Source organism: Pseudarthrobacter cellobiosi, from assembly GCF_023913815.1.
Taxonomy (GTDB): Bacteria; Actinomycetota; Actinomycetes; order Actinomycetales; family Micrococcaceae; genus Arthrobacter; species Arthrobacter cellobiosi.
The window spans coordinates 163,195-177,053 of sequence record NZ_JAMXBK010000025.1; the positions used below are offsets into that span (position 1 = coordinate 163,195).

Annotated in this window: 14 protein-coding genes; 10 read left to right on the forward strand and 4 right to left on the reverse strand. The window is 65.7% G+C overall.

All coding sequences use genetic code 11. The features are described from left to right. The first annotated feature begins 28 nt into the window (after positions 1-28). The 3 genes from NG701_RS12690 (at position 29) to NG701_RS12700 (ending at position 1,667) form a co-directional block, all read left to right on the forward strand. Complete coding sequence (locus tag NG701_RS12690) at positions 29-355, forward strand: rhodanese-like domain-containing protein (RefSeq protein ID WP_056347663.1); 327 nt, start codon at positions 29-31, stop codon at positions 353-355. A 39-nt stretch (positions 356-394) separates the two neighbouring features. After that, entirely contained in the window at positions 395-1,333 is a 939-nt protein-coding gene (gene pheA, locus NG701_RS12695) for a prephenate dehydratase (protein WP_252567961.1), read from the forward strand. A gap of 124 nt (positions 1,334-1,457) precedes the next feature. Then, positions 1,458-1,667, forward strand: coding sequence for a hypothetical protein (locus NG701_RS12700; RefSeq protein ID WP_056347667.1), 210 nt, complete (start codon positions 1,458-1,460; stop codon positions 1,665-1,667). Between the two features lie 12 nt (positions 1,668-1,679). Here NG701_RS12700 and NG701_RS12705 read toward each other — a convergent pair whose 3' ends face one another. Further along, complete coding sequence (locus tag NG701_RS12705) at positions 1,680-2,738, reverse strand: diacylglycerol/lipid kinase family protein (protein WP_252567963.1); 1,059 nt, start codon at positions 2,736-2,738, stop codon at positions 1,680-1,682. 90 nt (positions 2,739-2,828) lie between these two features. Between NG701_RS12705 and serS the strand changes: the two genes are divergently transcribed. From serS to NG701_RS12730, 5 genes are all read left to right on the forward strand, one after another. Then, entirely contained in the window at positions 2,829-4,109 is a 1,281-nt protein-coding gene (gene serS / locus NG701_RS12710) for a serine--tRNA ligase (protein WP_252567965.1), read from the forward strand. A 589-nt stretch (positions 4,110-4,698) separates the two neighbouring features. Next, positions 4,699-5,295, forward strand: a complete 597-nt coding sequence (locus NG701_RS12715; protein ID WP_252567967.1) for a hypothetical protein — start codon at positions 4,699-4,701, stop codon at positions 5,293-5,295. Between the two features lie 231 nt (positions 5,296-5,526). Further along, positions 5,527-6,384 (forward strand): HAD family hydrolase, encoded by an 858-nt coding sequence (locus tag NG701_RS12720; protein WP_252567969.1) that lies wholly within the window; start codon positions 5,527-5,529, stop codon positions 6,382-6,384. Between the two features lie 53 nt (positions 6,385-6,437). Beyond that, positions 6,438-6,794, forward strand: coding sequence for a hypothetical protein (locus NG701_RS12725; protein WP_252567971.1), 357 nt, complete (start codon positions 6,438-6,440; stop codon positions 6,792-6,794). 26 nt (positions 6,795-6,820) lie between these two features. Continuing rightward, entirely contained in the window at positions 6,821-6,946 is a 126-nt protein-coding gene (locus tag NG701_RS12730; RefSeq protein WP_252567973.1) for a DUF1761 domain-containing protein, read from the forward strand. A 51-nt stretch (positions 6,947-6,997) separates the two neighbouring features. Here NG701_RS12730 and NG701_RS12735 read toward each other — a convergent pair whose 3' ends face one another. Further along, complete coding sequence (locus tag NG701_RS12735; RefSeq protein WP_252567975.1) at positions 6,998-7,597, reverse strand: hypothetical protein; 600 nt, start codon at positions 7,595-7,597, stop codon at positions 6,998-7,000. Positions 7,598-7,741: 144 nt separating this feature from the next. Between NG701_RS12735 and NG701_RS12740 the strand changes: the two genes are divergently transcribed. After that, positions 7,742-10,177, forward strand: coding sequence for a phosphoketolase family protein (locus NG701_RS12740; protein ID WP_252568354.1), 2,436 nt, complete (start codon positions 7,742-7,744; stop codon positions 10,175-10,177). Between the two features lie 74 nt (positions 10,178-10,251). On the opposite strand, the gene NG701_RS12745 is transcribed toward NG701_RS12740, so the two are convergent. Together NG701_RS12745 and NG701_RS12750 are read right to left on the reverse strand one after the other, a co-directional pair. Continuing rightward, positions 10,252-11,577, reverse strand: a complete 1,326-nt coding sequence (locus NG701_RS12745; RefSeq protein ID WP_252567977.1) for a carboxylesterase family protein — start codon at positions 11,575-11,577, stop codon at positions 10,252-10,254. A 107-nt stretch (positions 11,578-11,684) separates the two neighbouring features. Beyond that, positions 11,685-12,173, reverse strand: a complete 489-nt coding sequence (locus NG701_RS12750) for an inorganic diphosphatase (RefSeq protein WP_056347687.1) — start codon at positions 12,171-12,173, stop codon at positions 11,685-11,687. Positions 12,174-12,327: 154 nt separating this feature from the next. On the opposite strand from NG701_RS12750, the gene dacB reads away from it, so the two are divergent. Beyond that, a complete protein-coding gene (dacB, locus tag NG701_RS12755; protein ID WP_252567979.1) occupies positions 12,328-13,812 on the forward strand; it encodes a D-alanyl-D-alanine carboxypeptidase/D-alanyl-D-alanine endopeptidase in 1,485 nt (494 codons plus the stop codon). Positions 13,813-13,859: the final 47 nt, after the last annotated feature.

Here is a 13,859-nt window from a genome sequence, read left to right on the forward strand (position 1 = left end):
ACCCGTGATTCTCCGAAAGAGGACTTCTATGAGCGATTTTGATACCGTGCCCGTCAACGACGTCCCAGCCGACGCTGTGATCCTGGACGTCCGCGAAGACTACGAATGGGTAGCCGGACACGCTGAGGACGCTGTTCACATTCCGCTGGACCAGCTTCCGGCGCGGCTTGACGAACTGGACCCGGACCAGGACGTCTATGTCATCTGCCGCACCGGCGGACGGTCCTTCCGCGCCGCGCAATGGCTCACCGGACAGGGCTATACGGCCATCAACGTGGCCGGCGGCATGGACCAGTGGCTCGAGTCCGGCAAGCCGCTCGTGTCCGACAACGGCCTCAAGCCGCTCATTCTGTAGTTCAGCCCGAACCTGCGTCCCGTCACCACAGAGGAATCCATGCCCGCGACACCTGTTACGTACACTTTCCTCGGGCCTGAGGGCACGTTCACCGAGGCGGCACTGATGCAGGTTCCGGATGCCGGAGAGGCCACCCGCATTCCGGCTTCCAACGTCAACGCGGCGCTGGACATGGTCCGCGACGGTTCTGCGGATGCAGCGATGGTCCCCATCGAGAACTCGGTGGAAGGCGGCGTTACGGCCACCCTGGACGCCATCGCCGGCGGGCAGGAACTGCGAATCATCCGCGAAGTTCTGGTCCCTATCAGCTTTGTCTTGGTGGCCCGACCCGGTGTGCGCATTGACGATATCCGCCGTATTTCCACTCACGGCCATGCCTGGGCACAGTGCCGTCTTTGGGTGGATGCGAATATTCCAGGCGCAGAATATGTTGCCGGCTCCTCCACGGCGGCGGCCGCCATGGGGCTCCTGGGCGGCGACGCCCACTACGACGCCGCGATCTGTGCGCCGATTGTGGCCCAGGAGCAGCCGGAGCTGACCGTCCTGGCGGAGAACATCGGCGACAACCCGGGTGCGGTGACGCGGTTCATCCTGGTGAGCAGGCCCGGCGCACTGCCCGAACGGACCGGTGCGGACAAGACCACGGTTGTAGTCCCGCTTCCGGAAGACCGCCCGGGTGCGCTGATGGAAATCCTGGACCAGTTCGCCACGAGGGGAGTGAACCTCAGCCGGATCGAATCCCGGCCTACGGGTCAGTACCTGGGACACTACTTCTTCAGCATCGACGCTGACGGGCACATCGCGGACGCCCGTGTGGCAGATGCACTGGCAGGGCTCCACCGCATCAGCCCGGCCACCCGCTTCCTGGGCTCGTATGGGCGGGCTGACGCCCAAAGCTCCAGCGTCGCGCAACACACCTCTGACGAGGCATTCCGGGCGGCGCATGAATGGGTCGGGCGGATTCTGCATGGGGAATGAACGCAGCTTGACGCCGCCCGAGGCTTCGCCCACAGCGTAGGCCAAGGTACTTCCGCGGGATAGTTACTGTGCGTATGCTTGCTTGATCCACTTGGGGGATGGCCCCTAATGAAGGGAACAGGTCATGAGTACCAGCAGCACAGACAACGACGGCCAGGGCATGATCGTTAATCCGAAGCCCACAGCCGACAACCAGGACTGGGACGGGGATGACGCTGACCGCGCCGACCGCCTGCGCTTCGAAGAGGAGCAGGCCATGATCCGTGAGCAGTCCGAGGCACGTGCCGCGAAAGCTGCTGCAGAGGCTGGAGCTGCCAAGAAGGCAACCGCCTGAGGCGGGACCGGCTCAGGCCGGTTGGCCCTTGACCCTTATCAGGAGCGAGCGCGGTTCCACGCGGACCGTGAGCTTGGTGGCCAGCCCGGACGTATCGCCGTCGATTTGTGTGGGCATGGGCTCCGGGCACTTGATGACGATTCGGCCGGCCCGGTACATCGTCATGATGGGCAGGTTGCCCTTGTGTTTGAAGAGGATTTTCGCGTACATGGCCAGCCAGCCGATGGCGCTGCGGGGGCTCATGACCACCACATCCAGCATGCCGTCATCGATCATGGCTTCCGGGATGAAATCGATCCCGCCCGGGACCAGCCCGCAGTTGGCAAAGAGGACGCTGCGGATGTTCCGGACCTGCTCGGGCTTGTCATCCAGCGCGACTGAGACCTTCCTTCGCCGCCCCGGCAGGTGACGCATTCCGGCTTCGGTATAGGCGAGCCAACCCACGGCTTTCTTTAGGCCGGCATTGGTATCAGCGAGTATTTCGGCGTCCATGCCGATCCCGGCGATCACCAGGAAGGCGTGCTCGGATGAGTGTCCCGTGCGGGAATTCTCGATGCCCATCCGCGCGGTATCGATGTAGCGCTGGTGGCCGAAAAGAGCTGTCTGTATGTTTGCGTGAAGGTCGTTGACGTCCAGATCCACGTTTCGCGCCAGAAGGTTTCCCGTCCCCAGCGGAATCAGGCCCATGGCCACATCCGTGTGTGCGAGGGACTCTGCCACCACCCGCACAGTACCGTCGCCACCGCCCACCAGAACGACGTCGGCCTTGTAGTCCAGCGCCGACCGGGCCTGGGAGTATCCTGGGTCCTCGGCGGTCGTCTCCAGGAAGAGAGGTTCGTCCCACCCGGCTGTCAGGCAGGCGCGCTGGATGGCTTCCTTCGCTTCGGGGGCACGTGCCTTGACGGGGTTGAGGATGACGACCACGCGTTGCTGGGTGAGGCCGGATTCGTGTGCTTCTTCGTGGACCGCGCTGCGGATGTGCAGGGCCTTGAGCTTCCGGACGCCCCACCAGCTGGAGACGGCGAAAGCCAGCGCCGCCGCGCTCAGGACGTAGAGAAGCCAGTCGTTCATGGTCTTCCAACAGTATCCCGGCCGCGGCGCCGCGATTCCCCCCGTCCGGCCGGGCAGTGTTGGTTCCGCCGGATTCGATACTCTTGTCTGGTGATCGACGTAAAAGACCTCAGCGAAAACCCGGACAAGTTCCGTGCCAGCCAGCGCGCCCGCGGCGCAGACGAATCAGTGGTGGACGCGATCATCGCCGCAGACTCCGCCAGGCGTGCCGCCCTGATCCGGTTTGAAAACCTCCGCGCCGAGCAGAACGTCTTCGGCAAGAAGGTGGCGCAGGCCAAGGGCGATGAGAAGAAAGCCCTGCTCGCCGAGGTTAAGGAACTGGCCAACACTGTAAAGGCCGCATCGGCCGAAGCAGACGCTGCCCAGGCCAAGCAGGACGAACTGCTGCGCAGTATCCCGAACCTTATTGAGGCCGGGGTCCCCGAGGGCGGCGAGGACGATTATGTGGTAGTCAAGACCGTTGGCACGCCCCGCGAGTTCCCCGATTTCGAGCCGAAGGACCATCTGGAAATCGGTGAGCTGATCGGCGCGATCGACATGGAGCGCGGCGCGAAGGTGTCCGGCTCACGCTTCTACTTCCTGCGCGGCGTGGGTGCGCGCCTGGAGATGGCGTTGCTGCAGATGGCCATGGACCAGGCCATCGAGGCCGGCTTCGTTCCCATGATCACCCCAACGTTGGTGCGCCCCGAAACCATGCAGGGCACCGGCTTTGATGTAAAGCACGACGCCGAGATCTACCGTCTCGCCGAGGACGACCTTTACCTGGTGGGCACCTCCGAGGTTGCCCTGGCCGGTTACCACGCGGACGAGATCCTGGACCTGACGGCCGGCCCCATCCGGTTCGCCGGGCAGAGCTCCTGCTACCGCCGTGAGGCCGGCTCGCACGGCAAGGACACCCGCGGCATCATCCGCGTCCACCAGTTCAACAAGGTGGAGATGTTCGTTTACACCACCGTGGAAAAGGCCGCAGCCGAACATGAACGGCTCCTGGCCTGGGAAGAGGAGATGCTGGCCAAGTGCGAGCTCCCATACCGCGTCATTGACACTGCCGCCGGAGACCTCGGCATGTCCGCGGCCCGCAAGTTCGACTGCGAAGCCTGGGTTCCCACCCAGGGCGCCTACCGTGAACTCACGTCCACCTCGAACTGCACCACGTTCCAGGCCCGCCGGCTGAACATCCGCGAGCGTGTGATCAACGACGAAGGCGTAGCCAAGGGAACCCGCGCCGTGGCCACCCTGAACGGCACGCTGGCCACCACCCGCTGGATCGTGGCCATCCTGGAGCACCACCAGAACGCCGACGGCTCGGTCAACGTCCCGGCCGCGCTGCAGAAGTACCTCGGCGGCATGGAAGTCTTCCCGGTCCTCTAGATTTCGCTCCGCGGCGCGGCGCCATTCCTAGGCTGTTCGTGGATCTGAACGTTGAAGGTTCGGATCCGCGGATACGCCTAGGAATCTTCCTTCCGAGGCCGCCTCCATCGCCTGGCTTGTCCACATAGGGCCCGCTGCCTGCTGACAGGGGGCCCTTGCAGGCAGCCTGATGGCATGGAAATCACGCCCGGACTGATTGATTCTGCCGCCACGCTGCGGACACAGGCCGGCATTGACGCCATTCACCGTGACTTCAGGAGAGGAAAGCTGGTCAGAATCCGGCGCGGATTCTACGTCCCCACGTCTGAGTGGCTTCGGGCCTGCCCCTCGAGCGCTTCGCCTGGTCGACGACGGCGGTTGCCAGATCAGTGAAGGGCGCCGTGCTGTGCGGAGAAAGGGCTGCCCTGGCCAACGGCCTGCCCACACTCAGGACACCCGCGTTTGTCGAACTTGCAACGACACTCCCCGGACGCAGCGGGACGCGACGATCACCGCTGATGGTTCTCGGCGAGGAAGCTAGGCCAAAGAAGTGCGGGAAACGCGCTCCTATCCACTTCGGTACCGGCTGAGGACGGCGGTGGAACCCGTCGTGCAGGGTGAATTCCGATGCACGGGGGTGACCCAGACCGCCGTGGATGTCATGGTGGCGAGCAAGCTGAGCCAGGCTCTGGTGGTTGCTGACGGGCTGGCTCGACGGCTGCATGACGAAGGCGTCCTGCCGGATGATGCCAATCTGCTCAGCGTGGCCGACATTCGCCACGGCATCGCAGCCCATCCGTTCGAGGCAGCCCGGCGACGCGCGGAGCATGTTGCGGGGCTGGCTGGTCCTCTGGCGGAGTCGGCGGGCGAGTCCTACAGCAGGGCCGCTTTCGATTTCCTCGGCTTCGAGCAACCCGTACTCCAGCACCAGTTCAGGGATGACGACGGCTTCATCGGCCGCAGCGACTGCTGGTGGCCGGAGCACGGTGTTGTGGGTGAGTTCGACGGCAAGGCCAAGTACTTGGATGTTGATATCCGTGGCGACATGACCGCCGAGGAAGCTGTGTACCGCGAAAAGCTCCGCGAAGACCGGATCCGCGCGCTTGGATATGGGTTTGCTCGCGGGAGCTGGGCCGATGTGGATAACCCTGACCGGCTGAGGCGCAAACTCCTGGCCGCGGGCCTGCGTCCACGGCACCGGAGCTAGTTCGCGCATCTGAGCGTTCCAGGTTCGGATTTGCGAACAAGCCTAGGAATCCCGTGTCATGCGGCGGGGAATTGACCACCCGGCGGGGAAAGCTACGGCTGGCAGGAGGGCGGAGCGTGCCGAAGGTTAACACTCACACCGGGGATAACCCTGTGAGTATTTACCGGGAGTTCATGCGCGCTGTGGCCTGCGTCCTAGCCGGTTTCAGGGGGTCTCTGGTCTACTGGATGTATGACTACATTGACTGAGACCACAGTCGCTGGCATCGATGACCAGCGGATCGAAAGCGAAAACAGCACCACCAAGTTCATGGTTGCCCTGGACGTGGACGGAACCCTGGTGGACCACGACGGCCACATGTCCGTGCCTGTCCGTGAGGCCGCCCAGGCCGTGGTGGCCGCGGGACACGATGTCCTCATCGCCACCGGCCGCTCCCTGAACGCCACGCTGCCCATCATCGAGCAGATCGGCATCGACCGCGGCTACGCCGTCTGCTGCAACGGCGGCGTGACGCTCCGGCTGGATCCGGACCTGACTGACGGCTACGAAATCATCCACAAGGCCACCTTCGATCCGGCCCCGGCGCTCCTGGCATTGCGGCAGAAGCTGCCCACTGCGAAGTATGCGCTGGAGGACGAGGACGGCAACTTCCTGTCCACGGAACGATTCCAGGACGCCAGCTTCGGCGTCGAGGCGATCGGCGTCGACTTCCAGACTCTGCTCGAAGCCACCGCCGTCCGCCTTGTGGTGTTCAGCACCGAAAACACCCCGGAAGAATTCACCGCAACCATCCAGGAGATCGGACTGGCCGGCGTCACCTATTCGGTCGGCTGGACGGCGTGGCTGGACATCGCCGCCGCCGGTGTTACGAAGGCCAGCGCGCTGGAACGGCTCCGCGGCCAGTTGGGGGCTGAACCCCACCGGACCGTGGCTATTGGCGACGGCCGGAACGACATCGAAATGTTGGGCTGGGCCGGGCGCGGAGTCGCTATGGGCCAGGCCCCGGAGGAAGTTATCGCCGCCGCGGATGAGGTCACACATTCAGTGTTCGACGACGGCGCCGCGCACGTGCTGCGCAGCCTCATTTAGAGGGCCGGCAGTAGCGGCAAGTGGCTCTTGAGCGGCAACCCTAGACTGGGGCTGTGCACTTCAAGGAGTGCCCGGCGCCGCCCGGGCTGTGGCCGTTCGTCACGGGTTTCTGGTTCATCCGGGCCAGCCCCGCGGCACGCTATGAAAAGATCCTGCCCGGACCTTCGGCCCACCTGGTCCTGAACCTCTCGGATCCGTACCGGCTGATCGACCCCGCCGGTTCCGACGGTCCGGCGCAAGAAGTCGCCGCCGGGTTTTACTCGGGACTCCAGCGCACCTACCTCATCAGTGAAAACCCCGCGCAAATTTTCAACGTGGGATCGTTCCTGCTCGCAGCGGTGATGTCCGTGGTGCTCGCGGCGTTTATCGGCGACGGCGGTGCCGGATTCGGTGCCCTAGCCGAGCCCTAGCCGGGCTGGCTACCGGCGCGGCCTGGGTGGCAGCCGCGTTGGGTGTCAACTACCTCTTCGAACGCCGCAGCCTCACGCTGTTCGCCATCAACGCCGGCTACAACATCGTGACTTTCACGGCGATGGGGGCAATCATTGGCGCCATGCAGTAGGGGGCGCCCTGCAAGAGGCCTTCAGCAGCAGGCGGCGTGAGCCAGCTGTGTTCAGCGCACCTCAAGGATGAGCGCCAGCAACCGTGCGGCGGCGGGGCGGGCAGCGTGTTCCTCGTTCCATTGGGACCTGGCCACTGCTTTGCTGACGGCCTGGGTGGTGATGCTGAGTTCCTGGGCCACGGCTTTCTGCTGTCCGCGGACGCCGGGGGTCATGAGGTCCAGCACGCGCCATTCAGCCCCGGATCTGTCCCGCACAATATGGCCCAAAAGCCGCAGCACGGCCTCGGCTTCGTGGGCGATGTCTGCCAACGGTCCTTCCACGGCAACCGGGATGCGTTCCTTGCTGTTCCGGAGCCGGTCCACCGCGCGCCGGGCATAGATCAGGCCGTGGCCGGAGGCATCCTTGATCTGGTTGGGAAGCGGCTCGTTGACCGGTCCGACGCCGAGCCCCACGTACCAGGAGCCGCAGCGCAGGGCGATCAGGGCAGCCTCCACGGCCTGATGCGGGCAGTCCACAATGCCCTGGACTTCATCCTCCACCGACCGGTCGAAATCGAGGCGCGCTGGTAGGTGCCGCAGGTCCTTCAGCAGCTGAGGGACGCGGTCGCCGTCGCGCCGGCTGTCGGTCTGGTTGATGGTCAACGTGAACATGTGAAACACAGACTACCGGCTGGTCTCTGTCTCAAGGCAAGTCGGCGAGCAGTTCCTCAGGGGGCAGAGTTGTGCCGCGTACCGATAGGTGTTGCGATGGAGGCTCAGCTGCCGACGGCGGCGCGCCGCTACGTGAGGATGGTCATGGACGGAAGCATGGGGCAGGACAGTTTGGGGCAGGAAACACTGGACCTTGTGGACCGGTGGTGGCGGGCCGCGAACTACCTTTCCGTGGGACAGATCTATTTGCGCTCCAACCCGCTGCTGAGGGAGCCCCTCGCGGCGGAGCACACCAAGTCCAGGCTCCTGGGCCACTGGGGGACCACTCCGGGCCTGAACTTCGTCTATGCGCACATGAACCGCGTGATCCGCCGGGACTCGCAGGAAATGCTCTTCGTTGCCGGCCCGGGCCATGGCGGTCCTGCTGTTGTGGCGAACGCCTGGCTTGAAGGCACGTACTCGGAAATCTACGGCCAGGTGGGCCCTGACGGGGCAGGCATGGCCGAACTCTTCCGCCAGTTTTCCTACCCCGGCGGCATTCCCAGCCACGCGGCTCCGGAGACCCCGGGTTCCATCAGCGAAGGCGGCGAACTCGGGTACGCGCTGGCCCACGCCTACGGGTCCGTGTTCGACAATCCCCAGCTGATCACCGCCGTCGTGATCGGCGACGGCGAGGCCGAAACGGGGCCGCTCGCGGCGAGTTGGCATTCGCACAACTTCCTGGATCCGGCCGCGGATGGTGCGGTGCTTCCCATCCTGCACCTGAACGGCTATAAGATCGCCAACCCCACCATCCTGGCGCGCATGCCGCAAGAACAGCTGGAGCAGTTGCTGCGCGGTTACGGCCACGAACCGTATTTCGTGACCGTCCAGGACTCGGCCAACACTGAGCAGGCGCACAGGGACTTCGCGGCCGCCGTCGACACCTGCCTGGCCGGGATCCGCGCCATCCAGGACTCCCGCCGGGGCGGGGCGGACGTAACAGGCGGGAAAACGCGCGACCGAGGCACTACAGCCGGTGCCGCAGGAAGCGGCGTTGCGCCGCACTGGCCCATGATTGTGCTGCGCTCGCCCAAGGGCTGGACCGGGCCGCGGATAGTGGACGGACTCCAGGTGGAGGGCACCTGGCGGAGCCACCAGGTCCCGCTGGCGGAAGTCCGCACCAACGGCGCACACCTGAAACAGCTGGAGGAGTGGCTGAAGTCTTACCGTCCGGAGGAGCTGTTCGACGCCGACGGCCGGCTCCGGCCCGAGGTAGCCACGAATGCGCCCACCGGGAACCTCCGGATGAGCGCCACCCCGCACGCCAACGGCGGACTCCTTCGCACACCGCTGAAGCTGCCCGCCTACGCCACCCACGCCGTCGACGTTGCGGAGCCGGGAACCGAACGGATCAGCCCCATGATCACGCTGGGCTCGTGGATGCGGGACGTCATCTCGCTGAACATGGAGAACTTCCGCCTCTTCGGGCCGGATGAGACGGCATCCAACCGGCTTCAGGCCGTCTACGAAGTGACCGACAAGGTCTGGCAGTACCGGATTGACGACGTCGACGAGCACCTCGCCCGCTCCGGCCGGGTTCTGGAGGTGCTCAGCGAGCACCTGTGCCAAGGCTGGCTGGAAGGCTACCTCCTTTCCGGCCGGCACGGATTATTCAGCTGTTACGAGGCCTTCATCCACATCGTGGATTCCATGTTCAACCAGCACGCCAAGTGGCTCAAGGTCCACCGCAAGCTGCCCTGGCGCCAGCCCGTGGCGTCGCTGAACTACCTGCTCTCGTCCCATGTGTGGCAGCAGGACCACAACGGCTTTTCGCACCAGGATCCCGGCTTCATCGACCACGCGGTGAACAAAAAAGCCGAGGTCATCCGCGTGTACCTGCCGCCGGACGTGAACACCCTGCTGTCGGTCATGGAGCACTGCCTGGCATCCACCGACTACGTGAACATTGTGGTCAGCGGCAAGCAGCCATCGCCCACCTGGCTGGGGCCGGCCGACGCCGCGAACCACTGCCGCCGGGGTCTGGGGATCTGGGAATTCGCAGGTTCCGAAGTGGCGGGAGAGGACCCGGACGTTGTTCTGGCGTGTGCCGGGGATGTGCCCACGGTGGAGACGGTGGCCGCGGCCGAACTGCTGAAGCGGGGTGTTCCGGGGCTGAAGGTCCGCGTTGTCAATGTGGTTGACCTGATGCGGCTCCAGGACGTTAGTGAGCACCCGCACGGCCTTCCGGCGTCGGACTTTGACGGCATTTTTACCCCGGACAAACCGATCATCTTCGCCTACCACGGCTACCCGTCGCTGATCCACCGGCTGGCCTACCGCCGCACCAACCAGGAGGGCCTGCACGTGCGCGGCTACAAGGAGGAGGGGACCACCACCACGCCGTTCGACATGGCCATGCTTAACGGGATCGACCGCTTCCAGCTGGCCATCGACGCTATTGACCGCGTACCTGGCATGGCCGAAAAGCACTCACTGCTGCGGCAGACCCTCCAGGACCGCCGGATCCAGGCCCGCGAACACACCCGCACGCACGGTGAGGACCCGGAGGAGATCCGGAACTGGGTGCTCAACGCCTGAGACCTAGAGTTTTTGTCCACTTATAGCGGCTTTGCCCCGTGCGAAAGTCTCGATATCTGGACAAAGAATCGGGTTTACATCGTGCGGTACTCGAGCGCGCCGGGAATCCCGCCCGTCTCACCCAATCCATCGCCGCGGGCAAACGCGGCCCACAGCCGGCGCATCTCGCGGCCCACGGCGTCGATCTCGTCCCAGGTTGCGCCCTTGAGGAGTCCGGCAGCGGCCCAGGTCTGTTGGTTTCCGAACAGCAGCGGCAAGTCAACAGTGTGTGCGGCGCGGTAAGAGTTTTCGGGTGCGCCCCACGACAGCAGGTAGCTGTAGGCCTTTCCTCCGGCGCGGGCGTGGCGGCGGGCAAACTTGCGGGCGGATCTGCCGTAGACCGCCTCCGTCACCGCCCAGTTAATCGCCCGCACGGCGCCCGCACCCAGGCCCGGGATCTTGCCCAACCGGCTGACCACGGGATTGCGGGGCAGGAACAGCCGTGCCTCGTCGGAGGTGTGCCCGATCAGCACTTCGATGCCCGGGGCCGTGGCGTTCCAGGCGGCCTCGACGCGTGATTCCGGCGGCAGTGGGGCGTGCCCGTACTGGGTGCCGAACGGCATGGCTGCCATCAGGCCAAACTTCCGGGCCACTTGTGACACGTGGTCTTCGATGGCCACAACGTCCAGCATCGGGGTGTCTTCCGTGACGGCTTCGGCCGCGATGCCCATGGCACGGCTCATCTTGTGCCGGCCGCGGGTGATCCCCAGCGGTGCACTCTGGATGATGGCCCGCTGGAACAGGGACGGCGCTTCGGGCGTCGCCATGAGGTGGGCTACGGAGTCGCCGCCTGCGGACTGCCCGAACGCGGTGACGCGCCCCGGGTCCCCACCGAAGGCCAGGATGTTGCGCTGCACCCACCGGAACGCTTCCAACTGGTCCAGCAGGCCGAGGTTCGCCGGCCGGCCGGTGCCGGTAGCCAAATACCCGAACAGGCCGAGCCGGTAGGTCACGGAGACCACGATGACCCGGTTCTCGGACACCAGCGACGTGGCGTCAAAGATTGCCAGGTCGCCGGAGCCGGACGTGTAGGAGCCGCCGTGCAGCCACACCATGACGGGGACCTGTTCGCCGTCGGCAAGCCCGGCCGGAACGGTGATCGACAGGCGCTGGCAGTCCTCACTTCCGGGGAGTTCGCCGTACCGCGTACCCAGGACGTCGTCCAGGAACGGAACGGGGCCCTGCGGGCAGGCGGGCGAGAGGGTAGTGGCGGCGTAGCTGGCGGTCCAGTCGGACGCTGCCACCGGAGGTTGAAAGCGGCCCGCGGTGGCGTAGGGGATGCCGGTGGCGCGAACCACCTCACCGTCCCGCCACCCGCTGATCGGACCGCACGGGGGACTAAACGAAGGCTCGGAACTCACAGGGCAACGATTCCACAGTTTCCTGGCAGCCCGCGCCGGGGAGCTGATTAAACAACGACGGCGGGTGCCGGGCTCTCGCGAACCCGGCACCCGCCGTCGGACTGGCGCTAGTGCGCTGCCGGTACGTAACGCTTGATGGAGGCTTCCAGCTCGGCCTCGGCGGCGGCGCGGTCGCCCCAGCCCTCGGCCTTGACCCACTTGCCCGGCTCCAGGTCCTTGTAGCGGGTGAAGAAGTGCTCGATTTCCTTGATCAGGAATTCGCTGACATCACTGATTTCCTGGATGTGGTCGAAGCGGGCGTCAACCGGGACGCACAGGACCTTGGCGTCTCCGCCGCCGTCGTCGGTCATGTTGAAAACGCCGATGGGGCGCGACTCAACGATGACGCCGGGGTGCAGATCGAAGTCCTGCAGGAGCACCAGTGCGTCCAGCGGGTCGCCGTCTTCGCCCAGGGTGTTCTCGAAGAAACCGTAGTGCGTGGGGTACTGCATGGAGGTGAAGAGGACGCGGTCCAGGCGGACGCGGCCGGTCTCGTGGTCAACTTCGTACTTGACGCGAGATCCCTTGGGGATCTCGATGGTCACGTCATGCTTCATGGAATGCTCCTCGGCAATTGCAGGGGGTTCGCGGCACGGGAGACGAACAACAAAAAGGAGTGTCGGTGCCGCCGACTACTATTGAGGATATAGCGAGAGGCCCAGGTTTCAGGAACTTGCGGGGAAATTTCAGGACTTGAGGACCAACAGCAGCATGAAGGAAACATCGGGCCCCGGCGCATTCCGGCACACCCTCCGGCGCGGGCTGCGAGCCTGGCCCACCGCGCTGCTCCTGGCAGTGATCGTTATGCTGGCCCTCCCCGCCGCATGGCTGGTTGCCCCTGCTTTCGTCAGCCCGCCTCCTGCGGCGACACCCGAAGTGCCCGCCTGGCAGCAGGCCCCCACCGCGCTTTCCGCAAGAATGGGCCTTTCTCCGCTCACGGAGTCGGCGCCCGTGCCGCTGCCCTCCGCGGTCGCCGCTCAATTGGACGGATTGTTAAAGCCCGACGGCGACGGCAGCTTCACGGGGCTGGTCCAGGATGCGCTCACTGGCCAGGTCCTCTTTGACCGCGGCGGTTCGGAGAGCCGGATCCCCGCCTCCAATATGAAGCTGCTCACTGCCGTGGCCGCCCTCCGCGCAATCGGGCCGGACCACCGTTTCAGCACCAAGGTCCTGGCCGGGCCCGCTGCCAATCAGGTGGTGCTCACCGGCGGTGGCGACGTTCTCCTGGGTGCCGGGGAATCCGCGCCCAACCAGGTGATGGGCCACGCCGGACTCGCCAACCTCGCCACCGCCACCGTGAACGCGCTCCAAACCGCAGGAACAACCGGCGAGCTGACGGTCCTGGTGGATGACTCCCTGTTCACCGGCCCAGCGCTGAACCCCGCGTGGGCAGACGGGGACGTTGCCGCGGGCGAGGTTGCCCCGTTGTACCCGCTTGCGCTGAACTCGGCGCGCTTTGACCCGGCCGTGACCACCGGACCCCGCCCGCAAGACTCAGCAATCACCGCCGCCGAGGCGTTTGCCGCGCAGCTCAAGACGGCGGGTGCCGCTGCGGGAATCACGGTAGCGGCCGGCGTCGAACGTTACACCGCACCCCCGGGCGATGCGCCCCCAGCAGAAGAGCCGGCGGTCCTTGCCGAGGTCCGGTCCGCCACGGTCGGCCAGCAGGTGGACCTCATGCTGCAGACCTCGGACAACAACCTGGCGGAGGTCCTGGGCCGGATGGCCTCGGCGGCTGCGGGTGAGCCCGCCAGCAACGACGGCGCCACCGGAGCAGTCCGCGCACAGCTCGCGGATTTGGGCATCCCTACGGACACGATGCGGCTCGCGGACGTGTCCGGGCTGGCGCTGGCCAACCAGGTCTCTGCCCGCCAGTTCGCGGAAGTGGTGCGTGCCATCACCAGCGGGACCGACACCCGTTTGCGGGCCGCGCTGGATGGATTTCCGGTCGCGGGGCTGACCGGAACACTGGACACCCGCTACGTCGATGGCTCCACGGCCCGCGGCGCCGGCCTGGTGCGGGCCAAGACCGGGACCCTGAATTCGGTCATCGCTCTCAGCGGCTACGTGGTGGACGCCGACGGCCGGCTCCTGGTCTTCTCCTTCATCGGCAACGACCTGAAGCCTGGCGCCGCCGGGAACAGGGAAGCCCTGGACCGGGCCGCCACGGCGCTCGCTGCCTGCGGCTGCCGCTGACCTGCTCCTACCGCAACCGGGTTCCTACCGTAACCGCTGCCCTGCGC

Bases quoted from the DNA above. Each gene is read 5' to 3' on its own strand.
- NG701_RS12720 (WP_252567969.1), top strand. From the start codon at position 5,527: ATGACTACATTGACTGAGACCACAGTCGCTGGCATCGATGACCAGCGG.
- pheA (WP_252567961.1), top strand. From the start codon at position 395: ATGCCCGCGACACCTGTTACGTACACTTTCCTCGGGCCTGAGGGCACG.
- dacB (WP_252567979.1), top strand. From the start codon at position 12,328: ATGAAGGAAACATCGGGCCCCGGCGCATTCCGGCACACCCTCCGGCGC.
- NG701_RS12705 (WP_252567963.1), bottom strand. From the start codon at position 2,738: ATGAACGACTGGCTTCTCTACGTCCTGAGCGCGGCGGCGCTGGCTTTC.
- NG701_RS12750 (WP_056347687.1), bottom strand. From the start codon at position 12,173: ATGAAGCATGACGTGACCATCGAGATCCCCAAGGGATCTCGCGTCAAG.
- NG701_RS12700 (WP_056347667.1), top strand. From the start codon at position 1,458: ATGAGTACCAGCAGCACAGACAACGACGGCCAGGGCATGATCGTTAAT.
- NG701_RS12735 (WP_252567975.1), bottom strand. From the start codon at position 7,597: ATGTTCACGTTGACCATCAACCAGACCGACAGCCGGCGCGACGGCGAC.
- NG701_RS12690 (WP_056347663.1), top strand. From the start codon at position 29: ATGAGCGATTTTGATACCGTGCCCGTCAACGACGTCCCAGCCGACGCT.
- NG701_RS12740 (WP_252568354.1), top strand. From the start codon at position 7,742: ATGGACGGAAGCATGGGGCAGGACAGTTTGGGGCAGGAAACACTGGAC.